This window comes from Pseudomonas sp. B3G-3, from assembly GCF_028640915.1.
GTDB lineage: Bacteria > Pseudomonadota > Gammaproteobacteria > Pseudomonadales > Pseudomonadaceae > Aquipseudomonas > Aquipseudomonas chlororaphis_I.
The window spans coordinates 1-26,994 of sequence record NZ_JAQZAB010000062.1 but is presented as its reverse complement, the minus strand read 5'-3'; the positions used below and the strand labels follow the sequence as shown (position 1 = coordinate 26,994).

The following is a 26,994-nucleotide window of genomic DNA, read 5'->3' as shown; positions in this document are numbered from 1 at the left end:
GCCCTGTTTTGGATGCATCTCAACGCAGATCCAGCACATCCTGCATGTCATAAAGACCCGCCGGACGACCGTCCAGCCACAACGCAGCACGTACCGCACCCTTGGCGAAAGTCATGCGACTGGTGGCCTTGTGGGTGATCTCCAGGCGCTCGCCCTCGGCGGCGAACAACACGGTGTGATCGCCAACCACATCACCACCACGAACCGTGGCGAAACCAATGGTTTCACGCTCACGCGCACCGGTATGACCTTCACGGCCATACACTGCGACCTTCTGCAGGTCACGCCCCAGCGCATCGGCAATCACCTCACCCATGCGCAAGGCCGTACCTGAAGGCGCGTCGATCTTGTGCCGGTGATGCGCCTCGATGATTTCGATGTCCGCATCATCGCCCAGCACGCGGGCCGCCATGTCGAGCAACTTCAGCGAGAGGTTGACGCCAACGCTGAAGTTGGCGGCGAACACGATCGGAATATCCTTGCCCGCCTCGGCCAGCATCTGCTTTTCCTTGGCGCCCAGCCCCGTGGTACCGATCACCATGGCCTTGCCCGCCTTACGGCAGAACGCCAGGTTTTTCAGCATCACTTCCGGAAGCGTGAAATCGATCAACACATCGAATTCATCGGCGACCTTTTCCAGGCTGTCGGACATCGGCACACCAATGCGCCCCAGCGACGCCAGCTCACCAGCATCGGCACCGACCAACGAACTGCCAGGCCGTACGATGGCTGCGGTAAGCCCGGAGAGCGGCGAGCGTTGCTGCACAGCCTCCACCAGGTTCTTGCCCATGCGCCCTGCGGCGCCCATTACAGCTATACGTCGCATGCCGCGCTCCTTACAGGTCGCCAAAGAAGCGCTTCACGCCTTCGAACCAGCCAGTGGTTTTTGGCGAGTGGGTATTATCGTCCGCCAGGGAACCACGCAGCTCTTCGAGCAGCTCACGCTGACGACGACTCAGGTTTACCGGCGTTTCTACCGCGACACGACACATCAAGTCGCCAGCGCCGCCGCCACGAACCGGAGCCACGCCCTTGCCACGCACGCGGAACTGCTTGCCAGTCTGGGTCCCCTCAGGGATCTTCAGCTTGACTCGGCCATCCAGCGTCGGGATCTCCAGCTCGCCGCCCAGCGCCGCGTCAACGAAGCTGATAGGCACTTCACAGAACAGGTGCTTGCCGTCGCGCTGGAAGATCGCGTGCTCACGCACATTGATCACCACATACAGGTCGCCCGTAGGGCCGCCCTGGGTACCCGCCTCCCCTTCGCCGGACAGACGAATGCGGTCGCCGGTATCGACACCCGCCGGCACCTTCACCGACAGCGTCTTGTACTCTTCGACGCGGCCTTCGCCGTGGCAGGAGTCGCACGGGTCGGAAATGATCTTGCCCTGGCCATGGCAACGCGGGCAGGTCTGCTGCACCGAGAAGAAGCCCTGCTGCATGCGCACCTGGCCGATACCGCCACAGGTCGGACAGGTCACCGGCGAAGAGCCTTTCTTGGCACCCGAGCCATCGCAAGGCTTGCAGTTGACCAGCGTCGGAACGCGGATATTCACGGTGGTACCGCGCACCGCCTCTTCCAGGTTCAGCTCCAGGGTGTAGCGCAAGTCACTGCCACGCTGAGCGCCGCCACGGGAGCCGCCGCGACCGCCACCAAAGAAATCACTGAAGACATCGCCAAAGATGTCGGAGAAGTTCTGGCCACCAAAACCGGCGCCACCGCCACCCATACTCGGATCGACACCGGCATGACCATATTGGTCATAAGCCGCGCGCTTGCTCGAGTCAGACAATACTTCGTAGGCCTCGTTGGCCTCCTTGAACATATCTTCCGACGCTTTGTCGCCGGGATTACGGTCCGGGTGGTGCTTCATCGCCAGGCGGCGGTAAGCCTTTTTCAGGTCGGCTTCGCTCGAGCCTCGCTCCACACCCAATACTTCGTAATAGTCACGCTTTGCCATAAGTCTTCGCACTCTTAAGGACGTTCGACAACACTCTCCTGAGCCTCGTCAAACTCGTTGAGCCCCAATACAGGCCCGGACCCAACTCACGTCAATTCAACGATCCTGGTCTTGGATAGACGACCAACAGACTGGCCGACAATTGCGGTAATCCCGAACGGAAAGCAGGAGCATTTCCGACCGTACCGCCAGCGCGCGAAAAGAGCCGCACGCCGTAAAAAATTCGCTTGCTCCAGACACGCCAACGCGGGAGCAAGCTCCCGCGCGGCGACATCCTACCAGTCACCGCACAAAGGCAGTCAACCGGCCGACCGACAAGCAGTCTTACTTGTGGTCTTTTACTTCTTCGAACTCGGCGTCGACGACGTCATCGGCTTTCTCGGCCGACTCAGCCTGCGAAGCTGCGCCTTCTGCCGGCTGAGCCTGCTCGGCGTACATCTTCTGAGCGACCGGAGCCGACACTTTCGACAGTTCTTCGACCTTGGCGTCGATGGCAGCCTTGTCGTCGCCTTTGATAGCGGCTTCAAGGGCAACCACGGCAGCTTCGATCGCAGTCTTCTCTTCAGCGGTCACTTTGTCGCCCGCATCAGCGATCATCTTGCGAGTCGAGTGAACCAGGGCATCGCCTTGGTTACGCGCGCTGGCCAGCTCTTCGAACTTGCGGTCTTCTTCGGCGTTGACTTCAGCATCACGAACCATCTGCTGAATTTCTTCCTCGGACAGACCGGAGTTGGCCTTGATCACGATCGACTGGGTCTTGCCGGTCGCCTTGTCTTTCGCACCTACGTGCAGGATGCCGTTGGCGTCGATGTCGAAGGTCACTTCGATTTGCGGCACGCCACGTGGAGCCGGTGGAATCTCGGCCAGGTCGAACTTGCCCAGGGACTTGTTCTGCGCGGCTTGCTTACGCTCGCCCTGCAGTACGTGAATGGTCACTGCGCCCTGGTTATCGTCGGCAGTCGAGAACACTTGCGATTTCTTGGTAGGAATCGTGGTGTTTTTCTCGATCAGCGCGGTCATCACGCCACCCATGGTTTCGATACCCAGAGTCAGCGGGCTGACGTCCAGCAGCAGTACGTCTTTCACGTCACCGGCCAGTACCGCGCCCTGGATGGCAGCACCCATGGCAACAGCTTCGTCCGGGTTCACGTCCTTGCGTGCTTCCTTACCGAAGAAATCGGTAACGGTCTTCTGAACCAATGGCATACGGGTCTGGCCGCCGACCAGGATCACGTCATTGATCTTGCTGACGTCGATACCGGCGTCTTTCATGGCGATGCGGCAAGGCTCAATGGTGCGCTGAACCAGGTCTTCGACCAGCGATTCCAGCTTGGCGCGGGAGATCTTCACGTTCAGGTGCTTAGGACCGGTGGCGTCTGCAGTGATGTACGGCAGGTTGACGTCGGTCTGCTGGCTCGAGGACAGCTCGATCTTGGCTTTTTCAGCGGCTTCTTTCAGGCGCTGCATGGCCAGCGGGTCACCCTTGAGGTTCATGCCGCTTTCTTTCTTGAACTCGTCCACGAGGTAGTCGATCAGACGGATGTCGAAGTCTTCACCACCGAGGAAGGTGTCACCGTTGGTTGCCAGTACTTCGAACTGGTGCTCGCCATCGACTTCAGCGATTTCGATCACGGAAACGTCGAAGGTACCGCCACCCAGGTCATAAACGATCACGGTGTGATCGCCCTTGGCCTTGTCCATGCCGTAAGCCAGAGCGGCCGCGGTTGGTTCGTTGATGATGCGTTTTACGTCCAGGCCCGCGATGCGGCCGGCGTCTTTGGTCGCCTGGCGCTGGCTGTCGTTGAAGTAGGCCGGAACGGTGATCACCGCTTCGGTCACAGCTTCGCCGAGGTAGTCTTCGGCGGTCTTCTTCATTTTCTTGAGGATTTCAGCCGAGATCTGTGGCGGAGCCATTTTCTGGCCGTTCACTTCAACCCAGGCGTCGTTGTTGTCAGCCTTGACGATCTTGTAAGGGACCATCTGGATGTCTTTCTGTACGACTTCTTCGTCGAAACGACGACCGATCAGACGCTTCACCGCGTACAGGGTGTTGTGCGGGTTGGTCACTGCCTGACGCTTGGCCGACTGGCCAACCAGGATTTCGCCATCGTTGGCGTAAGCGATGATGGACGGCGTGGTACGCGCGCCTTCAGCGTTTTCGATAACTTTTACGTTGCCGTTTTCAAGAATGGAGACGCAGGAGTTGGTAGTCCCCAGGTCGATACCGATAATTTTGCCCATGTTAACTCTCCCGAAACTTTAGATTTTGTTGCCGCAGCAGTGGTGGCCGACTGCGGTAGCACTTAAACGCTTGGCCTATAAATGGGGGCCCTGCGCGCGATTTCAAGCCTTCTCGTCAATCGAAGGCGAAACCGGTGCGGGTGCCTTGCTGACCACGACCATGGCCGGGCGCAGCAGGCGACCGTTGAGCTGATAGCCCTTCTGGAACACCTTGAGAACGCTGTTCGGTTCGACGTCGGCACTTTCCTGCATGGCCATCGCCTGGTGCTGTTCAGCGTTGAACGGTTCGCCATGCGGATCGATCGCTTCCAGCTGATAACGCTTCAGGGTGTCCTGGAACATCTTCAGGGTCAGTTCGATACCTTCACGCATCGGACGAATGCTCTCGTCGTCCGGGCTGGACAACTCAAGACCGCGCTCGAGGCTGTCGATCACCGGCAGCAGGTCGCCAGCAAAACGCTCGAGGGCGAATTTGTGAGCTTTTTCTACATCCTGCTCGGCACGGCGGCGGACGTTCTGCAGATCGGCCGCAACACGCAATGCCTGATCCTGAGCGCCAGCCAACTGCTCTTCGAGCACTTGCACACGAGCCGCCAGATCTTCGCCCGAAGCCTCAGGGGCCTGATTGGCGTCGAGATTTTGCGTATCCAGCGTCTGTTCGTCAGCCATACAATTCTCCTTTCAATATCGTCCGTGAGCTCAACTCACGCTTCTGCCCCGGTATATGGGGTCGCATTTTTCAGGTTCAAGGGCCGCGCCCTCGGCAAAAATCATCGCGCGAAGCAAAACGCCTCTCCCCAACCATTCCCACACGCGATAAAAAAACCTGCCAAGCAAGCGAATCGAGCTAAGGCCGGGCATTGTCAGTCGAAAACAAAACACTGTATAAATAACCAGACCTAAAGCTTGGGAGCGGCCTTTATGCTGGTGCACCTGTCCGTACACAACTACGCCATCGTTGAACATCTCGATCTGGAACTGGATCGCGGGATGAGCGTCATCACGGGTGAAACCGGCGCCGGCAAGTCGATCATGCTCGACGCCCTGGGGCTGACCCTGGGTGATCGCGCCGACAGCGGCGTGGTGCGCCCTGGCGCCGACAAGGCCGACATTCTCGCCACCTTCGACCTGGAAGACATTCCCGAGGCCCGCACCTGGCTCGCCGAACGCGACCTGGACAACGACAGCCCGTGCATCCTGCGCCGGGTCATCACCGCCGAAGGCCGTTCCCGCGGCTACATCAATGGCTCCCCCTGCCCGCTAGGCGACCTCAAGGCCCTCGGCGAGCTGCTGATCGATATCCACAGCCAGCATGAACACCAGTCGCTACTGAAAACCGACACCCACCGCCGCCTGCTCGACGAGTACGCCGGCGCCACCGACCTGGCCCGCCAGGTATCGCTGGCCGCCCAGCGCTGGCGCCAGACCCGCCAGGAGCTGGAGCGCCTGTCCAACTCCGGGGACGAGCAGCGGGCTCGCCACCAGCTCCTCAGCTATCAGCTGGAGGAACTGGAGAACCTTGCCCTGGGCGAAAACGAACTTGAGCAACTGGAGCTCGAACATAAAAACCTGACCAATGCCGAAAGCCTGCTGGGCATCTGCCGGCAGGTCGTCGAGCATTGCAGCGAAAGTGATTCGGGTAACGTTCTCAGCGCCCTGACAGTGAGCCTCAATCGCCTGTCGAGCATCGGCAACACCTCCGGCGCCCTGGCGGAAGCCACCAACCTGCTGGCCAGCGCGCAAATCCAGGTCGAAGAGGCCGTCGGCGAACTGAATCGCTTCGTCGACCATTTCGATGCGGACCCGGCGCGCCTGCAACAACTGGAGGAGCGGCTGGACGCCATCTATACCCTGGCTCGCAAACACCGGATCCAGCCCACCGAGGTGGCGGCCATGCAACAGAAACTGCTAGAGGAAATCGAGACCCTGGATGCCAACGATGAGTCCATCGAGCGCCTGGGCGACGAACTGAAATCCTTTGCCCGGCATTATCACGAAAAAGCCAGGGAGCTGAGCGAGCTGCGCCAGCAGGCGGCAACCAGCCTGGCCAGCGCTGTCGAACAGGAAATCCAGCGCCTGGGCATGCCCGGGGGCCGATTCACCATCGAACTGCACGCCAACAGCAGCGACGAGTTGCAGCCCAATGGCCTCGAACAGGTCGAGCTGCTGGTCAGCGCCAACCCCGGCCAGCCGCTCAAGGCCCTGGCCAAAGTGGCATCCGGGGGCGAGCTGTCGCGGATCAGCCTGGCGATCCAGGTGATTACCGCGCAAACCTCCCGCGTCCCGACCCTGGTATTCGACGAAGTGGACGTCGGCATCGGCGGCCCGACCGCGGAAATCGTCGGCCAGCTGTTACGCCGCCTCGGCGAGCGCGGCCAGGTCTTGACGGTCACCCACTTGCCGCAGGTGGCAGCCCAGGGCCATCAACATCTTTTTGTGCACAAGGTGCGCGGCAGCGATGCGACTCATACTGCGGTGTCCAAACTGGGCAAGACCGAGCGGATCGAAGAAGTGGCACGCATGCTGGGCGGCATCGACCTGACCAAGGAGTCGCTGGCCCACGCGAAAAAAATGGTGGTGACCGCCAAGGCTTGAATAACGGCCACTTTAATAAAGAGCAGAAAGCACGAAGGCGACCCTTGGGTCGCCTTCGATCGTTTCGCGGACAACATCCGCGCGACATGCTTATTTCTTCGTGCGTACGTACAGCACCAAGTTGTGATCCACCAACTCGAAGCCATGCTTCTCGACAATCGCCTTCTGAAGCTTCTCGATTTCTTCGTCGAAGAATTCGATCACTTCACCGGAATCCACGTTGACCATGTGGTCGTGGTGACCGCCGTCAGCCAGTTCGAATACAGCATGACCACCATCAAAATTGTGGCGTACCACAAGGCCTGCTGCTTCAAACTGGGTCAGAACACGGTAAACCGTGGCCAGACCGACATCCTCGCCAGCTTCCATCAGCGCCTTGTAAACATCCTCGGCACTCATGTGTCGCTGCTCGGCGGAATCGAGCATTTGTAGAATTTTGACCCGTGGCAGAGTCACTTTAAGGCCGGCTTTACGTAGTTCGCTATTTTCAACCATGGTCAGCTTTCTCGCGGATGCTGCTTCGCAGCTCCTCTTAATGCGGGTATGATCGGGGTTTACGTTGTCCCAGCCAAGATAGTGGAAGTCGCCCACCGATGCAAAACACCAAGCTCTTGCTAACCAGTTTCACCTTCGTGGGACTGCTCGCACTCGCCGGTTGTTCATTCCCCGGGGTTTACAAAATCGACATCCAGCAGGGCAATGTCGTCACGCAGGACATGATAGACCAGTTACGCCCGGGAATGACCCGCCGGCAAGTACGGTTTATCATGGGCAACCCTCTGTTGACCGACACGTTCCACGCCGATCGCTGGGATTATCTGTACAGCCTGCAACCAGGTGGCGGTGAACGCCAGCAGGAGCGCGTCAGCGTTATCTTCAACGGTAACGACCAACTGGTCAGCCTTTCCGGTGACTTCATGCCTGGCGTAAGCCGCGACGAAGCCATCCTGGGCAAGGACAGCGGCACTACCGTGACCGCCCCGGGCGAAAACGCCGAGCAGCCAAAACCGGAAAAACCGGCCAAGCCTGGCTCTCTGCTCGATCAGATCCAGAAGGACGTCGACAACGTCGAAACCGTTCCGGTGCCGACACCAGAACCTCTGGACACCTCGCCGCAATAATTTGTGGTGGAATCAAAAAGCCCGGCGAGTCCGGGCTTTTTGTTGCCTGTCGATTTGTTCAGGACTCCGAAGTACGAGCCCGGGCCTGCGCCGCCTTTGCCGCGCGCAGGCGTCGAACTTCTTTAGGATCAGCCAGTAACGGACGGTAGATTTCGATGCGATCGTCCGCCCGAACCGGCTGAGTTCCAGGGTCCGCAACCGCTTTGCCAAAGATCCCCAGCGGACAACTGTCCAGGTCCAGCTCTGGAAATTGCGCACCTATCCCGGAGCCTTTCACTGCCGCACGGACAGTAGTCCCCGTCGGCACCGCAACACTGAGCAATACCTGCCGGTCGACCGCGGCATACACCACCTCGACCTCGATCATTGGCTCAAGCATGCAACTGCTTGGCCCGCTGACAGAACGCATCGACCAGGGTATTGGCCGCCTGGTTGAACAGCGGTCCCAAGGTTGCGCGAACCAGTGGACCGGCGTAGTCGAACGACAAATCCAGGCTGATCTTGCAGGCCTTGTCACCCAACGGCTTGAAAACCCACACGCCGTGCAACTGGTTGAACGGCCCTTCTTCCAGGTTCATCTCGATCGACTGGCCCGGCACCAGGGTATTACGCGTCACGAAATGCTGGCTGAGCCCACCCTTGGCAACCGCCAGGCTGGCGCGCATCTGCACCTCGCTGCTCTCCAGCACCTCGGCCGACGAGCACCAGGGTAGAAACTCCGGGTAGCGCGCCACGTCATTGACCAGGTCGTACAAAAACTGCGCCGGATAAGGCAGCAGGGCCGAGCGTTGAATATGTGTCGTCATGTCAGCGTCATTTCCACAACTGGGCGGCAAACACTATAAGAATGCCGATGGGCGCCACATAGCGCATCAAAAACAGGGTCAGGGCAAAAAGCAGCGGGCTGCGAATCGACAGCTCATCACGAACCGCCTCGCGCCCCATCACCCAACCCGCAAACACCACAAAGCAGAGGCCACCCAAGGGCAACATGATCCGCGAGGTGAAGAAATCGATCACCCCAAAGAAATCCAGACCACCCGCCGCCCCCCATTGGTAGAGGTGGAAAGCCCCGCCTTCGTTCACGAAAAACTTGGCCTGCTGCCAGATATTGAAGGAAAACACCGTTCCCAATCCGACGAACCAGCAGGTAAACGCCAGCCAGAATGTCACCCAGCCGCGGCGGATTCGGGTCCGCTCCACCAGGTAAGCCACCATCGGCTCCAACAGCGAAATCGCCGAGCTCCAGGCTGCAATGGCCACCAGGACAAAAAACACCACGCCCATCAACTGGCCGAACGCCACATTACCAAAGGCAAAAGGCAAACTGACAAACATCAGCCCCGGCCCCTCACTCGGATTCAGCCCGGCGGCAAACACAATCGGGAACAGCGCCAGCCCCGCCAGCAGTGAAACGAAGGTATCCAGCAGCGCCACGCCGACAATAGTGCCGGAAATGGACGAATGCTTCGGCATGTAAGCGCCGTAGATCATGATGGAACCGACACCGACGCTCAGGGAAAAGAACGCATGCCCCATGGCCGGCAACAGGCCGTCGAGCAGTTTGTCGGTGCTGAAGTCGAACATGAAATGCACGCCTTCCATGAAATGCCCGGTGGTCATGCTGTAACCCAGCAGGATCACCAGCATCACGAACAGCAGCGGCATCATGATCCGCAGGCTGCGCTCAAGCCCGGCCACCACACCCTTGGCGATGACAGCCGCCGACAACAACATGAACAGCGTGTGCCACAGCGTCAGCCGCCAGGGGTCGGCAATCACCTTGCCGAAATAGGCGCCGACCTGATCCGCCGTCACGCCCTGGAAATCACCACGGCCCATATCGATGATGTAGTCCAGCGACCAACCACCGACCACGCTGTAAAAAGAAAGAATCAACAAGGCGGTGATCATTCCGGCGAACGCGCCCCAGGACCACTTGGCCGAATGCCCGGCTTCCAGGGCCAGCGCCTTCAAGGCATTGGCCGGGCTTTGCCGGGCGCGACGGCCGATCAGGGTTTCCGCCAGCATCACCGGCACGCCGATCAGCGCGATGCAGGCCAGGAATACCAGGACAAAGGCGCCACCACCGTAGACGCCGACCATGTAGGGGAATTTCCAGATACTGCCCAGGCCCACGGCAGAACCAGTCGCAGCGAGTATGAAAACCCAGCGACTGGCCCAGCCGCCGTGGACAGAAACCTTGTCCGTCGACATCAAAAACGCGCCCAACCGAGAAAAAAGAGCGCGCATTGTCCGGGATTCACTCAACCTGCTCAAGCACGCTGCTTCACCGTAGCCGACACGCGTGCAACTGCCTATAATGCCGCCCCTATGGCTAAACAGAAGAAACACCCAACAGGGACCATCGCGCAAAATAAAAAGGCGCGTCACGATTACTTCATCGAACATCGGTTCGAGGCTGGCATGGTCCTGGCCGGCTGGGAAGTAAAGAGTCTGCGTGCAGGCAAGGCACAACTGGTCGACAGTTATGTGCTGCTCAAGGACGGCGAAGCCTGGCTGCTGGGCAGCCACTTCACGCCGCTGACCACCGCCAGCACCCATGTGATCGCCGACCCCGTGCGCTCGCGCAAACTGCTGCTCAACAAACGCGAGCTGGAGAAGCTGTTCGCGGCCGTGCAGCAGAAGGGTTATGCCTGCGTGTGCCTGTCGCTCTACTGGAGCAAGCACATGGTCAAGTGCGAGATCGCACTCGGCAAGGGCAAGAAGGAATACGACAAGCGTCACACCGAACGCGAGCGCGACTCCGATCGTGAGTTGCATCGCGCGGTGCGCAACAAGGGCAAGGAAGAGTAACGCCCTTCTGCCTTGATGCCATGATCGCGAGCCAGCTCGTTCCTACCAGGAGCGAGCTGGCCGGCGATGAATCCTTCCAGACTAAATCCCCTTGCGCCGCTCGGCCCGGGCCACGCGCTGCACTTCCTGACGCACCTCCTCCAATACTTCCTGCACATACAGAATGTGCCGGCTGGAGACTTCGCGCGCCTGCTCGGCACGCCCTTCGATAATCGCCTGGTACAGATCGCGGTGCTGGCTGATCAGCATGTCGCGGGTTTCAGTGCGCTGCTTGTACATGCCGCCAATGTTGGTCACCACGTTGCGCTTGAGCAGATCGAACAGCCCCCGAATGGTGTGCAGCAATACGGCGTTGTGGCTGGCCTCGGCAATTGCCAGATGAAATTGCGCGTCCGCCGCGCCCTCCTCCGCCCGGCTCGCATCACCTGCCCGGGAATAGCAGTCCTGCAATTCCTCGAAGGCCGCCGTGAGCCGTTCACGGTCCACGTCGGTGGCACGCAACGCGGCGTAATAGGCGCATGAAGCTTCCAGGGTGTGGCGAAACTCCAGCAAGTCACGCTGGGCTTCAGGGTTGCTTTCCAGCAACTGCAGCAGCGGATCGCTGAAGGTCGAGCCCAGTGACTCCACCACATAGTTGCCGCCACCCTGGCGACTGACCAGCAAGCCCTTGGCCGTGAGTTTCTGGATCGCCTCGCGCAACGAAGGCCGCGAGACACCGAACTGCTCCGCCAACGCACGCTCTGCCGGCAGGCGCTCACCGGACTTCAGCGTGCCCTCGAGGATCATCCCCTCGAGCCGCTCGACAATGTCGTCAGACAAACGGCGCTGACGAATCTGATCAAACCCCATAACTCACTCTCCACGATCCCGACCGCGCGCCGGGCTCTCTATTCTGGCCTATCGGGGCTGCGCCAGCACCTATCAGAACGCACGTCGGCAAGCGGATCAGAAGTCATCTGCACCGCACCCTCGACAAAAGTTTTAGGGCGGCAAATTGACACACCGCTCACAAGGCTTTTACCCTAGCCAACAGCGATTGTAAATTGGTCTTACCAATTAACCAAATACGCTGACCAGTGCCTGACCAACAACAATTAGGGGCCACCCCATATGCAAACCTGGCAACAGCTCTACAGCCCGCTCGGCAGCCTCGGCCTGTCCGCCCTCGCCGCCGTCATCCCGATCGTCTTCTTCTTCCTGGCTCTGGCCGTGTTCCGTCTCAAAGGACACGTCGCCGGCAGCATTACCCTGGCGTTGTCGATCCTGGTGGCGATCTTCGCCTTCCAGATGCCTGCCGATATGGCCCTCGCCGCCGCTGGCTATGGATTTGCCTACGGTCTGTGGCCCATCGCCTGGATCATCGTCGCCGCCGTCTTCCTCTACAAACTGACGGTCAAGAGTGGCCAGTTCGAGGTCATCCGCAGCTCGGTGCTGTCGATCACCGACGACCAGCGCCTGCAGGTGCTGCTGATCGGTTTCTGCTTCGGGGCCTTCCTCGAAGGTGCCGCCGGTTTTGGCGCGCCGGTGGCCATTACCGCCGCGCTGCTGGTGGGCCTGGGGTTCAACCCACTGTACGCCGCCGGCCTGTGCCTTATCGCCAACACCGCGCCAGTGGCCTTTGGCGCCCTGGGTATTCCGATCATCGTGGCGGGCCAGGTGACCGGCATCGACGCGTTCAAGATCGGCGCCATGACCGGTCGCCAGCTGCCGCTGCTGTCGTTGTTCGTGCCGTTCTGGCTGGTGTTCATGATGGATGGCCTGCGCGGTGTCAAAGAGACCTGGCCCGCGGCGCTGGTGGCCGGCCTGAGCTTTGCCGTGACCCAGTACTTCACCTCGAACTTCATCGGCCCGGAGCTGCCGGATATCACCTCGGCCCTGGCCAGCCTGATTGCCCTGACCCTGTTCCTCAAGGTCTGGCAACCCAAGCGTTCGTTCGCCGCGGCCACCGCCAGCGTCGGCGCCGCTGCCGTGCGCAACGGCGGTTTCGGCCAGCCGCGCACTACCCAGCCTTCGCCGTACAGCTTCGGTGAAATCTTCAAGGCCTGGTCGCCGTTCCTGATCCTCACCGTGCTGGTCACTATCTGGACCCTCAAGCCGTTCAAGGCGATGTTCGCCGCCGGCGGCTCGATGTACAGCTGGGTATTCAACTTCGCGATTCCGCACCTGGATCAACTGGTGATCAAGAGCGCGCCGATCGTCGCCACCCCGACCGCGATTCCAGCGGTGTTCAAGCTCGACCCGATTTCCGCGACCGGCACGGCGATTTTCTTCTCCGCGCTGATCTCGATGCTGGTGCTGAAGATCAATTTCAAAACTGGTCTGACCACTTTTAAAGAGACCTTCTACGAACTGCGCTGGCCGATCCTCTCCATCGGAATGGTGCTGGCCTTCGCCTTTGTCACCAACTACTCCGGCATGTCCTCGACCATGGCCCTGGTGCTGGCCGGTACCGGTGCGGCGTTCCCGTTCTTCTCGCCATTCCTCGGCTGGCTGGGGGTGTTCCTGACCGGTTCGGATACGTCGTCCAACGCCCTGTTCAGCTCGCTGCAAGCCACCACCGCGCACCAGATCGGCGTCAACGACACCCTGCTGGTAGCGGCCAACACCAGCGGCGGCGTGACCGGCAAGATGATCTCGCCGCAATCGATCGCCGTGGCCTGCGCCGCCACCGGCCTGGTGGGCAAGGAATCGGACCTGTTCCGCTTTACCCTCAAGCACAGCCTATTCTTTGCCACCATCGTCGGCCTGATCACCCTGGCCCAGGCCTACTGGTTCACCGGCATGCTGGTGCACTGATCGCGACACCGAAAGAACCGACGCCGGCCCACACGTGCGGCGTCTGCAACTCACAACCCGGTCTGCAAGGCTGCTGAAAGCTTGGCTCTCTATATTCAGCAGCCGCGGCAGACGGATAACCGGGACCACCCGGAGACACGCCTGATGAGCGAGCTTTTTTACAACGCCGTGCCTAACGCGACCCGTGTCGCACCGCCCTTGGCCGAACCGCGCCAGTACCCCAGCGAGAAGCCGTCGCGGGTCTACCTGTTCGGCACCTGTGTGGTCGACCTGTTCTACCCCGAAGCGGGGATGGATGCGATTCACCTGCTCGAGCGCGAAGGCATTCGCGTGGAGTACCCGCAAGGGCAAAGCTGCTGCGGACAACCGGCCTACACCTCGGGTTACACCGAACAGGCGCGCACCGTGGCCCGCTCGCAACTGGCGCTGTTCGCCGGCGACTATCCGGTGGTGGTGCCGTCGGGTTCCTGTGCGGGGATGATTCGCGAGCACTATGCGGACTTGTTCAAGGATGAGCCGCAGACCTTGAAGCAGGTGCAGGCCCTGGCCGAGCGCACCTACGAGCTGGCGGAGTTCCTGTTGCACGTGTGCAAGGTGCAGCTCAAGGACAGTGGCGAGCCGATCAAGGTGGCACTGCACACCTCCTGCTCGGCACGGCGTGAGATGAATACCCACCTGCACGGTCGTGAGCTGCTGGCACAACTGGGCAACGTGGAGCGGGTAGAGCACGACCACGAAAGCGAATGCTGTGGCTTTGGCGGGACTTTCAGCGTCCGAATGCCGGACATCTCCGGCGCGATGGTCGCGGACAAGACCCGTGCGCTGAAGGAATCCGGCGCCCACCAGGTGCTGAGCGCCGACTGCGGCTGCTTGATGAACATCAACGGTTCGCTGGAGAAACAACGGGAAGCGCTGCGCGGCCAACACCTGGCCAGCTTCCTCTGGCAGCGTACCGGAGGTGCCGCATGAGCGCCCCGGAGCTGATTCCGACGACCAACGTGTCGGACGATTTTCGCACCCGGGCCCACCAGGCCCTCGGTGACCAACAACTGCGAAACAATTTTCGCAGCGCCATGGATTCCCTCATGGCCAAACGTGCGGCGTCGTTCAGCGATGCCCACGAACGCGAACACCTGCGGGCCCTGGGCAATGCGATCAAGGCCCGTGCGTTATCCAAGCTGCCCGACCTGCTCGAGCAACTTGAACAGAACCTGACCCGCAACGGTGTGACAGTGCACTGGGCGGAAACGGTGGACGAGGCCAATGGCATCGTCCTCTCGATCATCCGGGCTCACGAGGCGCGGCAAGTGATCAAGGGCAAATCGATGGTCAGCGAAGAGATGGAGATGAACCATGTCCTCGCTGAACAAGGCATTGAATGCCTTGAGTCGGACATGGGCGAGTTCATCGTCCAGCTCGACTTTGAGAAGCCTTCACACATAATCATGCCGGCGATCCACAAGAACGCCGGTCAGGTCGCGTCCTTGTTCCACGACAAACTTGGCGTGGAGTACACCAAGGACGTTGACCACCTCATTCAGATCGGTCGCAGGGTCCTGCGGCAGAAGTTCTTCGAAGCGGACATCGGCGTCTCCGGCGTCAACTTCGCCGTGGCCGAGACCGGCACCCTGCTGCTGGTGGAAAACGAAGGCAACGGCCGCATGTCCACCACGGTGCCACCGGTGCACATCGCCGTCACCGGCATCGAGAAAGTCGTCGAAAACCTGCGCGACGTGGTGCCGCTGCTGTCGCTGCTGACCCGCTCGGCGCTGGGCCAGCCGATCACCACCTACGTCAACATGATCTCCGGCCCGCGCCAGGAGCATGAGCTCGACGGCCCGCAGCAAGTGCACCTGGTGCTGCTCGACAACGGTCGCAGCCAGGCCTTCGCCGACAGCGAATTGCGCCAGACCCTGAACTGCATCCGCTGCGGCGCCTGCATGAATCATTGCCCGGTCTACACCCGCATCGGCGGTCACGCCTACGGCGAGGTCTACCCCGGCCCCATCGGCAAGATCATTACCCCGCACATGGTCGGCCTGGCCAAGGTGCCGGACCATCCGAGCGCCTCTTCGCTGTGCGGCGCCTGCGGCGAAGTGTGCCCGGTGAAGATCCCGATCCCGAGCCTGCTGCGCCGCCTGCGCGAAGAGAACGTCAAGGCCCCGGACAGCCCCCACCAGGTGATGCGCGGCCAGGGCAGCAAGTACTCGCGCAAGGAACGTTTCATCTGGAACACCTGGGCCAGGCTCAACAGTTCGCCGACCCTGTATCGCCTGTTCAGCCTGGCGGCCACCCGCCTGCGCGCGCTGACCCCGAGCAACGTCGGCCCCTGGACGCAAAACCACAGCGCACCGAAACCCGCCGCCCGGTCCTTGCACGACCTAGCCCGCGAGCATCTGGCCAAACAGGGAGAACGTCGATGAGCGCCAAACAGAACATCCTCGGCAAGCTGCGCAGCAGCCTGACCGGTACCACGCCGATTGTGGATAACTTCGATGAGGCACTGGTCACCGAGCCTTATACCTACACACCGGAACAGCGCATCCCGCAATTGCGCAAGCAGATGGAAGCGGTGCACACCGAGATTCACCAGACCACAGCCCAGGACTGGCCAGCACTGCTCGCCCGCCTGCTGGGCGAGCGCCAGTTGCCGAGCCTGCTGATCGCTCCGACCACGCCCCACGGCCAGCGCGTCAGCCAATACTGGGCCGAGCATCCCGGGCTGCCGACGTTGAAGGCCTACGATCGGCCGGTCGAGCAATGGAAAGCCGAGCTGTTCAACGACACCCCGGCCAGCCTCACCACCACCCTCGGCGCCATCGCCGCCACCGGCAGCCTGATCCTCTGGCCGACCCGCGAAGAACCGCGGCTGATGAGCCTGGTGCCGCCGGTGCATTTCGCCCTGCTCAAGGCCAGCGAGATCCGCGACAACTTCTATCAGGTCCAGCAGGAATACGCCTGGGCCCAGGGCATGCCGACCAACGCCCTGCTGGTGTCCGGCCCGTCGAAGACCGCCGACATCGAGCAGGTCCTGGCGTACGGCGCCCACGGCCCGAAAGACCTGGTGGTGCTGATCCTGGAGGACCAATGAGTCTACCGGCGGCTTTTCTGCGTGATGCGCAACAACTGATTCCCCAGGGGCGGCGTTTCGACGACCCGCTCTCCACCCTGGCCTTCGGCACCGATGCGAGTTTTTATCGGCTGATTCCGCAGCTGGTGATCCGCGTCGAGTCCGAAGACGAAGTGGTGGCCCTGCTCAAGCTGGCCCAGCGCGACCGGGTTCCAGTGACTTTCCGCGCCGCCGGCACCAGCCTGTCGGGACAGGCCATCAGCGACTCGGTGCTGCTGGTACTCGGCGATAACTGGAACGCCCGCGAGATCCGCGACCAGGGCCAGCAGATCCGCCTGCAACCAGGGGTAATCGGCGCCCAGGCCAACGCCTGGCTGGCGCCGTTCGGGCGCAAGATCGGCCCCGACCCAGCCTCGATCAACGCCTGCAAGATCGGCGGCATCGTCGCCAACAATGCCAGCGGCATGTGCTGCGGCACCGCGCAAAATACCTATCACACCTTGGCCGGCCTGCGCCTGGTACTGGCCGACGGCACCCGCCTGGACACCGAAGACGCAGCCAGCGTCGCGGCCTTTCGCAGCAGCCATGGCGAGCTGCTGGAGCGCCTGGCCAGCCTGGGCCGCGAGACCCGTGCCAACAGCCAACTGGCCGCAAAGATCCGCCACAAGTACCGCCTGAAAAACACCACCGGCCTGTCCCTCAATGCCCTGGTGGATTTCGATGAGCCGCTGGATATCCTCAGCCACCTGCTGGTGGGCTCCGAAGGCACCCTGGGTTTTATCAGCGCGGTGACCTACGACACGGTGGTCGACCACCCGAACAAGGCCTCGGCACTGATCGTCTTCCCGGATGTGGAAACCTGCTGCAACGCGGTGACCGTGCTGAAAAGCCAGCCGGTGTCCGCCGTGGAACTGCTGGACCGCCGCAGCCTGCGCTCGGTGCAGGACAAACCGGGGATGCCGGCGTTCGTCCAGCAACTGTCCGCCAATGCCTGCGCGCTGCTGATCGAATCCCGTGCTGCTTCATCCGCGCTGCTGCAGGAACAACTGGCGCAGATCATGGCGTCCCTCGCCCCTTTCCCGGTGGAGAAGCAGGTCGACTTCACCGAAGACCCGAAGGAAAACGCCAAACTCTGGGCGATCCGCAAGGACACCTTCCCCGCCGTCGGCGCAGTGCGCAAGACCGGCACCACGGTGATCATCGAAGACGTGACCTTCCCGGTGGAACAGCTGGCCATCGGCGTCAATCGCCTGATCGCGCTGTTCGACAAGCACAGCTACGACGAAGCGATCCTGTTCGGCCATGCGCTGGAGGGCAATCTGCATTTCGTCTTCACCCAGGGCTTCAACAGCGCCGAGGAAGTGGCGCGCTACCAGGCCTTCATGGATGACGTGGCGCAGCTGGTGGCGGTGGAATTCGGCGGCTCGCTCAAGGCCGAGCACGGCACCGGGCGCAATATGGCGCCCTTCGTCGAGCTGGAATGGGGCAGCGATGCCTACCAGTTGATGTGGCAACTCAAGCGCCTGCTCGACCCCAACGGCATCCTCAACCCGGACGTGGTGCTCAGCGAAGACCCGCAGATCCACCTCAAGCACCTCAAGCCGCTGCCGGCGGCCGACGAGATTGTGGATAAGTGCATCGAGTGCGGCTTCTGCGAACCGGTGTGCCCGTCCAAGGGGCTGACCCTGAGCCCGCGCCAACGCATCGTGATCTGGCGCGATATCCAGGCCCGCAAACGCGCCGGCATCGACACTTCGGAACTGGAAGCGGCCTATCAATACCAGGGCATCGACACTTGCGCCGCCACCGGCCTGTGCGCCCAGCGCTGCCCAGTGGGCATCAACACCGGCGAGCTGGTGAAGAAACTGCGCAGCCAGCACGCCACCCACACCAAGGCGGCTGACTGGCTCGGTTCGCACTTCGCCACCACCTTGCAAGGCGCGCGTTTCACCCTGCATGTGGCCAACGGTGCGCGGATGCTGTTGGGGGCGCCACGCCTGGCCAGGGTTTCGGCGGCGCTGACCAAACTGTCCAAGGGCCAGGTGCCGCAATGGACCAGCGCCATGCCGCAGCCGGAGCGGGCCATTCGGTTCAGCCCGGCGATCAGCGACCAGCGGCCACGGGTGGTCTATCTGGCGGCCTGTGTGTCGCGGGTCATGGGCCCGGCGGCCGGGGACAACGAGCAAAGCTCGCTCTACGACAAGACCCGCGGCCTGCTGGAAAAAGCCGGTTACCAGGTGGTGATCCCGGACAATGTCGAGAACCTGTGCTGCGGTCAGCCATTCGCCTCCAAGGGCTACGCGGAACAGGCCGAGCACAAGCGCCAGGAACTGATCGGCGCCCTGCTCCACGCCAGCCGCGGCGGCCTCGACCCGATCTACTGCGACACCAGCCCCTGCACCCTGCGCCTGGTGCAGGACCTGGGCGACGTGCGCCTGGACCTGTACGACCCGGTGCGCTTCATCCGCACCCACCTGATGGACAAGCTCGAGTTCACCCCTCAGGAAGCGCCGGTCGCCGTGCACGTCACCTGCAGCACCCAGCACCTGGGCGAGAGCCAGGCGCTGATCGATCTGGCGCGGCGTTGCAGCAATAACGTGGTGATCCCGGAAGGCATCCATTGCTGTGGTTTCGCCGGCGACAAGGGCTTCACCACCCCACAGCTCAACGCCCACGCCCTGCGCAGCCTCAAGGACGCGGTGCAGCATTGCAGCGAAGGCATCTCCACCAGCCGCACCTGTGAAATCGGCCTGAGCCAGCATGGCGGGATCGACTATCACGGGCTGGTGTACCTGGTGGATCGGGTGACCCGGGCTAGAACGGCTTGATCGGCATGTACCAACGGTAGGAGCGAGCTTGCTCGCGATGGACTTGAGAGCGCTGCATTTACCCAGTAAATACGCGCTACCGTTAACGACCATCGCGAGCAAGCTTCGCTCCTACACAGGCATTAGGTGTTGCCCGCATGTTCAGTGGTCATGACGCCGGTCAGAAAAATAGAACCCTGCCCCACCACCGCAGTCCACAGATCGAGCTTCCAAAAACGGGAGTTACCCGAGAACTCGGCAATCCGTGCTGATGGCCAGCAACGCCTGGCCCTTCAGTTCAAGGAGACGCATATGAAACGTTCTGTACTGTCAGGCCTGTTCGTCACCGCTTCGATCCTGGCCTCCCCCAGCTTCGCCGGGAACCAGGAAGACCTGTGCCAGATGAACCTGCAAACCATCCGCGACGCCCGGACCAGCATCCAGGCCGCGGACCTGCAAGCCAACATCGACGCCACCGTGCAACAAGCCCAGGCAGCCCAGGCGAAAAACACCGAGGAAGGCACCAAGGAATGCATCGCCCTGACCACCCGCGCGATCCAGAGCATCCAGAACAGCGCCAAGGGCGAACACTGATCCATGCAGAGCCAGCCTTCGGGATGGCCTTGCGGGCCATTTTGGCGTAGACTCTACAAACCTGCTGGTAATGCACAGCAGGTTCGGGGCCGTTTAGGATTCGACGCCGGTTGCGAAACTTTAGGTGCATGCCGAGTTGGTAACAGAACTCGTAAATCCACTGTTGCAACTTCCTATAGTTGCCAATGACGAAACCTACGGGGAATACGCTCTCGCTGCGTAAGCGGCGCTAGCCTTCCTTCTGGTACCTTCGGGTCCAGCAATCATCAGGGGATGTCTGTAAACCCGAAATGATTGTCATACAGAACAGAATCGCCGTGCAGTACGTTGTGGACGAAGCGGCTAAAACTTACACAACTCGCCCAAAGCACCCTGCCCGTCGGGTCGCTGAGGGTTAACTCAATAGACACGGCTACGCATGTAGTACCGACAGCGGAGTACTGGCGGACGGGGGTTCAAATCCCCCCGGCTCCACCAATTTGTCTTCCTGGGAAGACCTAAAAAGCCGTAAAGCCTAGAAAAATCAAAGCTTTACGGCTTTTTTGTTGCACGTATTTCCGCCCCTCGCCCCAGGGCACGGTTGAAGGGGCATATGTAGGGGAATAAAACGACCATCAGCTCGACCAGAGAGAATGCTCCCTTTGAATCGCCCAATCTTTCGCTGATCAGATAAAAAGATTAAGCAGGCCAAGACTCGCAGTGAGACAAACTCTGAATGCTTCGCAGCACAATCCTGGCAACGCAAAATACACCAACCCGGAGCCTCACACTAAGGAGACCAAACGGAAGCCTAGCCTGTCAGGAACACTGAATATTATTTAATTCCATCTACAATTTTCCTGGTTAATTTGACTGATTCAATATCAGGCGTACCAATCCTACCATAGTACCTTGAAAACTTATTTAATAGAGACTCTGCAAATGGAGTATCCAAAGTAGCAAATCTTTCTGCATTCACAAAAAAATCAGAGTCTGAACCAAAAGATGAAATCTGCTGAAAATCCACAACCAAAGCCTTCATAAAAACAGTCTCTGGTAAAAACTTAAAACGATCGGGCTGAACCCCTTTGCCAGAACGGTTATCCGAAATCAAACTCTTCAACGACCCAAGCTTACTCCCCTCAGGCTCTTTATTATCTCTTTTAACGGCCTGTATCTCTAAATACTCACTACAAGCCTCAAGAGAAACACACTCAGCAACAATCAAATAGTCAACTTTATTATTTGCCAAATCACAAGCAGGATTAAGCACAACAAAGAATCTTTCTTTATACTTGAGCAAATCGCCAGTTTGTTTATTTCCACCTAAAGGAGGCCAAACATACATTTCTATAGGATGAACGACATCCGCATCCACTTGAGCAGTCTGTAAAAAATTCCTGATTGAACTTCCTTTTAGAGAATTTCCTAAACGCCTAGCCAGCAAATAAGCTAAATCTTCAGGATCACAGATTGGCCCTGAGTTCTTCCAAAACTCATCAATGTGACTCCAAAGATACTCCTTCTGCTGGTCATGAATATGTCGAATAAGGTGTGGAAGGCGCGTAGAGAATATACGCTTGACTGCATCCCTAAGCAGGGCAACCTCACCATCCCCTTTAACCACAACCTCTACAAACGGCGTCCGAAGAGTCTCTACCTTCTGAGCAAATCCTGAATAAAAAACAACCGGCAGAAAGTGCGCCTCACGCAAGGAATCTAGTATCTCCCTACCTTTCAAATCATCATTACTTGCATCATCTCGTAAATCTAAAATTGCCAAGTCATATTTTATCTTTAGCGCTTTTGATTTAGCCTCGTCAAAATCACAAACTATATCGCATACTATATTATTTTCACCAACCAGCCCTGGAACATCGGCTAAAGTTCGAGGATTACAAAGAATATCCCTCGTTTGCTTCGCCAGATCCGGTCTATCATCAACAATAAGAAAGTTCCATTCCATGATCAAACCCTTTTACATAATTTTATTCTAAAGGTAGCGCCTGGCAGCGCTCCATTATCCATAAGCTCAAGCGAACCACTATAGTAGTTAGAAACCATCTCACCCACTATAGAAAGACCAAGGCCAGCCCCGTCTTTCCTCGTCGAATAATATGCATCAAATATAGACTCTCTATCACCCTCAGGAACACCTGGACCACTATCCGAAAATAAAATTTCAACCCCATCTGAAACTCTAGATATATTAACCAAAATCCTACGACTTTCTTTGGGCACAAATTGAAGCCAATACATACTATTATCTATAAGATTAACTAGAATCTGTTGCATTTCATATTGATCAACACGAACAAGCGTTTCCGTCTCCGACACTTTGAAAGTAATTGATGCATCTCTCAATCGTCCTGAAAATATTTTAAATGAGTCTTCAACAATATTCTCTAGGTAAAGCTGAGGAGGGCGACCCGGCTTTCTTCCTCCAAAGGGTTCTATCCTTTTGAATATTTGACTTAAAGAAGATGACTGAGCAAGGATCGTAGAAAATCTCTCATATGAGTTTTCCAGCTTAGCTTTACCCTCATACCCATAGTCTTCGAGATCCTCGAGACCGAGACCGGCCTGTCCAGAGATAGAGGCCAAAGGCTGCCGTCCTTCATGCAGCACCGCATCTACCAGCTTACCCAAAGTTGCAAGACCACTATATCTTGACACAACAGACTTAATACTATTAATCCTACGAGAGAAGTCCTCTTCTATATCATGTACGATCCCTCTCATTGCAGCATCTTCAGATAGCTGTTTAGACAAGTGATCCTTCAAACGACTCAGGTCAATTGCATCAAACAAACCCGCTTGTGCCGGTCCACTACCCGAGCCTTTATTAACATCAACGCCCTTACGCGACTTATACCTCAAGTCCTCTAGCCTTGATAATATGCACACCATTAACTCTTTAAGATCAGAGTATGCTTGACTCTCCCTCATCCCTTCGCGGTTAGACTGATCCTTAAGCTCAGGATTACCATCTGCTGAAATAGATATATAGCCAAGGATTTGGTTATTAGAGACTCTATATGTCGGCTTTTGCACACGCCTTAAATCAAGCCTTAGCCAATCATTATTTGGCTCACCATATGGCATCACGCGGAAACCGTCTCGGTAAATATTGATTCCAGCAAAATTATCTAAATCCTTTCTGACACTAGAAATAGTGCCACCAATTTTCTGCTGAACATTACCAAGCTCGTCTCGATCCCAAACCCGCAACTTAATCTTCAACCCGCCACACGCAGGCGGAGAGTAATTCTCGTCCATCTCCTCCATAGGAAAATCATCCCTCATTACCCATCCCGCCTTGGGATGTATAACAAACAACCCCTGATGGTTAATTTTTTGAGAAGATGCAATAGCTTCATACTTAAGCGAATATCTACCGCAAGGAAAAACCTCTCCCTCAACCGTATAGTGCGGATACTTAATTACCTCAGGCGGACGAATCTCGGCTGTATAATGCTCAAACCCTTTAGGAGCAACAATTTTTATTCGAAAGCCCGGCATTTCTTCAAAGGGTGAAACAAGCCGAGACAAACCTCTTTGTATATCCTCAAAACTTGACTCCCCCCATTTCCTCTTCACTCCAGACATCGACAGGACCGTGCCATAAGAAAACTCTGCACCTTCACTATACGATGCAGCAGGGAGCAAGCTCACAGGCCCAAATTTTGAAATAACCTCTGGCGCTGTCGATTCAACATGGACCTCAACTTCATCCAGGTATTTTTCATCATCATCAAACTGCGTCCAGTCGAATATTGCGTAAACTTCATCCGCATCATTTACTTGTTTACTTGACAACTCAAGCATGGCAGCTAATCGAGAAGCGGCGAACCGACCAATTCCTTTCTCACCTAAAACCCGACGACCACGCGCAGATTCTTTTTCTTTAACTTTACTTGGTGTGGCTGGTTCCATCCATGCCTGCCGAACAACGTCAAGCGACATCCCTTTCCCATTATCAATAACTTCAATTTTTCCTGCCCCTTCATCTAAAGGCCCTGTAAACCTTATCAAGACATCAGAAGCATCAGCATCATATGAGTTTTTAACTAATTCAATAATAGCCACACTATCGCTACTTATTAGCTCCTCACCTAGAGTTTTCATTATTCTAGCTCTAGGCCTGAAAATCGGATTAGCCATTTTCAATCCTCAAAAAAACCCATTACCACCTTAAATCGGCAGTAATGGGTCCTATATGAACACTCATAAGAAAGTAACATCCATGTACCTCGCAGAAATTACGCCACCTTACTTTTTGATTCCATGAGCAATTTATTTCTCAAAGCCTTAACGATAGCTTCCATAACTGGTGAGCAAACAGCATTCCCCATCAGCTTTACTTTCTCGCGCCTAGTCACGTCCGGGAACTGGTAGTGGTCAGGAAAACCCATTGCCTTACGAAGCTCATCTGGTTGCAACATACGCATCATGTGACCATCCGGAGTGGGCTTCACATAGGCGAAACGGTCGATAGTCGTAACGGTACGCAGGGGCTCATCCATACGCTGCCAACCACCACCACCATCTGACCCGTAATAGACGATCAGGAAAGCCTTGTCCTCTCCTACTTCGGCTATCGCTCTGTCAGCACGCGCTAAGGTGTCCTTTGCACGCTTGACTGTTCTAAGCGGGGTCATCCTGTATTTTTCTTCAGATGCCAAGATATCCCATACGTTGCGGTAAAACGGATTGAGGGGTTCAACTGGATGAGGCTGACCACGCAGCTCGGCGATCATGAACAGTCGACGACGGCGTTGAGCAACACCATAGTGGGATGCATCAATGATCTGTTCGTGAACCGTGTATTTGAGCTTCTCTAATGCGGCCTTAAGTTCGCCATAGCGAGACCATGGTTTCATGTGCACAACGTTCTCAAGAGTGATCCAGCGAGGTTTCATGACCTTGGCGTATCGGATAACCTGGAAAGCGGTATCGCGGCTTTCCTCGGAACGTGGCTTGGCTCCGCGGGCACAGGTGTGGTGTGTGCATTCAGGGGATGAAATCAGCAGGTCAATGGGGCCTGTCTTGGCCAGAACCTGCTTCGGTGTGAGCTTGCGCAGATCCTGCTCGAAAACATGTGCATCAGGAAAGTTGAGGCGAAAGGACTCGACTGCAGGTCCCCAAAGATCCACACCTCCAACAATGGTAGCTCCACCTTCACGAGCCCCAAGGCTGGCACCACCGGCCCCGCAAAACATGTCAAAAACGCGTATCTGATCCATACAAAAAAATTCCGTTTTATCGTTGTAGCCAGGTTACCAGGTTACCGGCACCATTCAAGTTTTTATGACCAAGGACAGTCTGAAAAATGAGCGATAACTTGGTTTTCTCGCATGATGTGCTGAGCAGTGCAGATCTGGTGATTGATGCTCGCTATGCCGGTAGCCGCAATGGCAATGCCAGTGATGAACCGCTGACTCATCTGTTGAAGCTCAGCAACCAGGGCGGCTTTCGAATCCGTGGGAAACGCGAAGATCCCCTGTTGCTAACGATCTTCTCCAGCCTTGAAGATCAGGACTGGCCTGACGATGTAGATCTCTCAACCGGCGTGCTTACCTACTACGGCGACAACAAGAAGCCGGGGCGAAAACTAGATGAGACCAAGCGTTATGGCAACAACCTTCTTGAACTGATTTTCGAGAGCCTGCATCTGGGGAAATGAACGAGCCCCTTGAAACACAGGACACCGTTTCCCCCTTACCATAAGGGATAGGCAAACGACTGTGTTTATGACTACCAGCAAAGACAAAAGCATCGAAGTGCTCGGCCAGGAGCGGCGTCGCCGTTGGAGCGTCGAGGAGAAATTAACCATGGTGCGCGAGAGCCTGGAGCCTGGGCAAAGCGTCTCGGTGGTGGCCCGGCGCAACGGCATCAATCCCAACCAACTGTTCCACTGGCGCAAGCTCTACCAGGACGGCAGCCTTTCGGCAGTCAGTGCCGGTGAAGCGGTGGTGCCTGCTTCCGAGCTGGCCGATGCCCTCAAGCAGATCCGCGAACTGCAACGGATGCTGGGCAAGAAGACCATGGAGGCTGAAATCCTCAAGGAAGCGGTGGAGATCGCCCGCTCGCGAAAATGGATTGCGCACTCACCCTTGTTGCCGGGGGACGACCAGTGAAAGCGGTCAGTGAGAGTCTCGGTGTGGCGCGCTCGCAATTGACGGCTCGGCTCAAACAGCCCACTCCGGGGGCGCAGCCGCGTCGTCGCCGGACGCTCAACGATGCGGCCCTGGTCGAGCGGATCAAGCAGGCCGTCGGCGCATTGCCCAGCTATGGCTATCGCCGGGTCTGGGGCCTTTTGCGTCGACAGCATGAGCAGCAGGCCCAGCCACCGATCAACGTGAAGCGGGTATACCGCGTCATGCGAGACCACGACCTGTTGCTGGAGCGCCGGCGCAAGCAGCCGGGGGTGGCGCGGCGTCATGAAGGTCGCGTCGCGGTGGACACGAGCAACACCCGCTGGTGTTCGGATGGCTTCGAGTTTCGCTGCGAGGACGGCGAAAAACTGCGTGTAACCTTCGCTCTGGATTGCTGCGACCGTGAGGCCATCAGTTGGGTGGCCAGCCCAAATGGCTACAGTGGCGACGATGTTCGAGATGTGATGCTGGAAGCTATCGAGCAACGCTTTGGTGACCAGCTACCGACATCGCCGGTGCAATGGCTGAGCGATAACGGCTCGGCCTATACCGCTGAACAGACCCGGGGCTTTGCCCGGCAGATCGGCCTGCTGCCCCTGACAACTCCGGTGTGCAGCCCGCAGAGCAACGGCATGGCGGAGAGCTTCGTGAAGACTATGAAGCGTGACTACATCCGTCACATGCCCAAGCCCGATCGAGCGACGGCCCTGCGTAACCTGGCCATCGCCTTCGAGCATTACAACGAGGAACATCCGCACAGCGCACTGAACTACCGCTCACCTCGGGAGTTCAGGCGCCTGGCTGAGGCATCAACTTAACGGGGTGCCGGTGTCCGGTTTGATAGGGGCAAGTCCA

General features: G+C 58.1%; 23 protein-coding genes and 1 other RNA gene. 12 read left to right on the top strand and 12 right to left on the bottom strand.

The features are described from left to right. Positions 1–19: 19 nt before the first annotated feature. From dapB to grpE, 4 genes are all read right to left on the bottom strand, one after another. Entirely contained in the window at positions 20–826 is an 807-nt protein-coding gene (gene dapB, locus PVZ80_RS03645) for a 4-hydroxy-tetrahydrodipicolinate reductase (RefSeq protein WP_273863435.1), read from the bottom strand. A 10-nt stretch (positions 827–836) separates the two neighbouring features. Beyond that, positions 837–1,961, bottom strand: a complete 1,125-nt coding sequence (gene dnaJ, locus PVZ80_RS03640) for a molecular chaperone DnaJ (protein ID WP_009042118.1) — start codon at positions 1,959–1,961, stop codon at positions 837–839. A 324-nt stretch (positions 1,962–2,285) separates the two neighbouring features. Next, entirely contained in the window at positions 2,286–4,202 is a 1,917-nt protein-coding gene (dnaK, locus tag PVZ80_RS03635) for a molecular chaperone DnaK (RefSeq protein WP_009046925.1), read from the bottom strand. 102 nt (positions 4,203–4,304) lie between these two features. Further along, the gene (grpE, locus tag PVZ80_RS03630) at positions 4,305–4,871 is read right to left on the bottom strand and encodes a nucleotide exchange factor GrpE (RefSeq protein ID WP_007920848.1); all 567 of its coding nucleotides are present in this window, start codon (positions 4,869–4,871) and stop codon (positions 4,305–4,307) included. Positions 4,872–5,123: 252 nt separating this feature from the next. On the opposite strand from grpE, the gene recN reads away from it, so the two are divergent. Beyond that, positions 5,124–6,797: a DNA repair protein RecN gene (gene recN, locus PVZ80_RS03625; protein ID WP_009046924.1), complete on the top strand. Its 1,674-nt coding sequence runs from the start codon at positions 5,124–5,126 to the stop codon at positions 6,795–6,797. A gap of 90 nt (positions 6,798–6,887) precedes the next feature. Here the strand turns inward: recN and fur are convergent, their stop codons facing one another. Beyond that, positions 6,888–7,292 carry a ferric iron uptake transcriptional regulator gene (gene fur, locus PVZ80_RS03620; RefSeq protein ID WP_007920840.1) on the bottom strand — a complete coding sequence of 135 codons (405 nt, stop codon included), beginning with the start codon at positions 7,290–7,292 and terminating at the stop codon, positions 6,888–6,890. A gap of 98 nt (positions 7,293–7,390) precedes the next feature. Between fur and PVZ80_RS03615 the strand changes: the two genes are divergently transcribed. Next, entirely contained in the window at positions 7,391–7,918 is a 528-nt protein-coding gene (locus PVZ80_RS03615; protein WP_009046923.1) for an outer membrane protein assembly factor BamE, read from the top strand. A 58-nt stretch (positions 7,919–7,976) separates the two neighbouring features. Here PVZ80_RS03615 and PVZ80_RS03610 read toward each other — a convergent pair whose 3' ends face one another. From PVZ80_RS03610 to PVZ80_RS03600, 3 genes are read right to left on the bottom strand one after another with little or no spacing between them, the layout of a single operon-like run. Continuing rightward, positions 7,977–8,297, bottom strand: a complete 321-nt coding sequence (locus PVZ80_RS03610) for an RnfH family protein (RefSeq protein ID WP_164485442.1) — start codon at positions 8,295–8,297, stop codon at positions 7,977–7,979. Then, entirely contained in the window at positions 8,290–8,724 is a 435-nt protein-coding gene (locus PVZ80_RS03605; RefSeq protein WP_009046921.1) for a type II toxin-antitoxin system RatA family toxin, read from the bottom strand. Before PVZ80_RS03605 ends, PVZ80_RS03610 begins: the two co-directional genes overlap by 8 nt. Positions 8,725–8,731: 7 nt before the next feature. Beyond that, on the bottom strand, positions 8,732–10,135 hold the full coding sequence (locus PVZ80_RS03600; RefSeq protein ID WP_025810026.1) for a sodium-dependent transporter: 1,404 nt from the start codon (positions 10,133–10,135) through the stop codon (positions 8,732–8,734). A gap of 117 nt (positions 10,136–10,252) precedes the next feature. Here PVZ80_RS03600 and smpB point away from each other — a divergent pair, with 117 nt between their 5' ends. Continuing rightward, positions 10,253–10,735, top strand: coding sequence for an SsrA-binding protein SmpB (gene smpB, locus PVZ80_RS03595; protein ID WP_009042112.1), 483 nt, complete (start codon positions 10,253–10,255; stop codon positions 10,733–10,735). 81 nt (positions 10,736–10,816) lie between these two features. Here the strand turns inward: smpB and PVZ80_RS03590 are convergent, their stop codons facing one another. After that, a complete protein-coding gene (locus tag PVZ80_RS03590; RefSeq protein ID WP_009046918.1) occupies positions 10,817–11,584 on the bottom strand; it encodes an FCD domain-containing protein in 768 nt (255 codons plus the stop codon). 261 nt (positions 11,585–11,845) lie between these two features. Here PVZ80_RS03590 and PVZ80_RS03585 point away from each other — a divergent pair, with 261 nt between their 5' ends. From PVZ80_RS03585 to ssrA, 7 genes are all read left to right on the top strand, one after another. Beyond that, a complete protein-coding gene (locus PVZ80_RS03585; RefSeq protein ID WP_038630580.1) occupies positions 11,846–13,531 on the top strand; it encodes a lactate permease LctP family transporter in 1,686 nt (561 codons plus the stop codon). Positions 13,532–13,675: 144 nt separating this feature from the next. Next, on the top strand, positions 13,676–14,500 hold the full coding sequence (locus PVZ80_RS03580) for a (Fe-S)-binding protein (RefSeq protein WP_009046915.1): 825 nt from the start codon (positions 13,676–13,678) through the stop codon (positions 14,498–14,500). Next, complete coding sequence (locus PVZ80_RS03575) at positions 14,497–15,954, top strand: LutB/LldF family L-lactate oxidation iron-sulfur protein (protein WP_273863434.1); 1,458 nt, start codon at positions 14,497–14,499, stop codon at positions 15,952–15,954. The genes PVZ80_RS03580 and PVZ80_RS03575 overlap by 4 nt, the downstream gene beginning before the upstream one ends. After that, positions 15,951–16,622 carry a LutC/YkgG family protein gene (locus tag PVZ80_RS03570; RefSeq protein WP_273863433.1) on the top strand — a complete coding sequence of 224 codons (672 nt, stop codon included), beginning with the start codon at positions 15,951–15,953 and terminating at the stop codon, positions 16,620–16,622. The genes PVZ80_RS03575 and PVZ80_RS03570 overlap by 4 nt, the downstream gene beginning before the upstream one ends. Further along, positions 16,619–19,429: an FAD-binding and (Fe-S)-binding domain-containing protein gene (locus tag PVZ80_RS03565; RefSeq protein ID WP_273863432.1), complete on the top strand. Its 2,811-nt coding sequence runs from the start codon at positions 16,619–16,621 to the stop codon at positions 19,427–19,429. Before PVZ80_RS03570 ends, PVZ80_RS03565 begins: the two co-directional genes overlap by 4 nt. Positions 19,430–19,720: 291 nt before the next feature. After that, on the top strand, positions 19,721–20,002 hold the full coding sequence (locus PVZ80_RS03560) for a hypothetical protein (protein ID WP_273863431.1): 282 nt from the start codon (positions 19,721–19,723) through the stop codon (positions 20,000–20,002). An 85-nt stretch (positions 20,003–20,087) separates the two neighbouring features. Next, positions 20,088–20,479, top strand: a transfer-messenger RNA (tmRNA) gene (ssrA, locus tag PVZ80_RS03555). A 337-nt stretch (positions 20,480–20,816) separates the two neighbouring features. Here the strand turns inward: ssrA and PVZ80_RS03550 are convergent. The 3 genes from PVZ80_RS03550 to PVZ80_RS03540 all read right to left on the bottom strand — a co-directional run bounded on the left by PVZ80_RS03550 (position 20,817) and on the right by PVZ80_RS03540 (position 25,227). Continuing rightward, on the bottom strand, positions 20,817–21,947 hold the full coding sequence (locus PVZ80_RS03550) for a hypothetical protein (RefSeq protein ID WP_273863430.1): 1,131 nt from the start codon (positions 21,945–21,947) through the stop codon (positions 20,817–20,819). A gap of 2 nt (positions 21,948–21,949) precedes the next feature. Next, positions 21,950–24,145: a sensor histidine kinase gene (locus tag PVZ80_RS03545; protein ID WP_273863429.1), complete on the bottom strand. Its 2,196-nt coding sequence runs from the start codon at positions 24,143–24,145 to the stop codon at positions 21,950–21,952. A 98-nt stretch (positions 24,146–24,243) separates the two neighbouring features. Next, positions 24,244–25,227 carry a DNA cytosine methyltransferase gene (locus PVZ80_RS03540; RefSeq protein ID WP_273863428.1) on the bottom strand — a complete coding sequence of 328 codons (984 nt, stop codon included), beginning with the start codon at positions 25,225–25,227 and terminating at the stop codon, positions 24,244–24,246. An 86-nt stretch (positions 25,228–25,313) separates the two neighbouring features. Between PVZ80_RS03540 and PVZ80_RS03535 the strand changes: the two genes are divergently transcribed. Both PVZ80_RS03535 and PVZ80_RS03530 read left to right on the top strand, forming a co-directional pair. Continuing rightward, positions 25,314–25,667, top strand: a complete 354-nt coding sequence (locus PVZ80_RS03535) for a hypothetical protein (RefSeq protein WP_273863427.1) — start codon at positions 25,314–25,316, stop codon at positions 25,665–25,667. 67 nt (positions 25,668–25,734) lie between these two features. Continuing rightward, positions 25,735–26,957 (top strand): IS3 family transposase gene (locus PVZ80_RS03530; protein ID WP_202946906.1). Its coding sequence is split into 2 segments (ribosomal slippage): positions 25,735–26,080 and positions 26,080–26,957, totalling 1,224 coding nucleotides; the frame shifts between segments, so codons are not numbered across the junction. Positions 26,958–26,994: the final 37 nt, after the last annotated feature.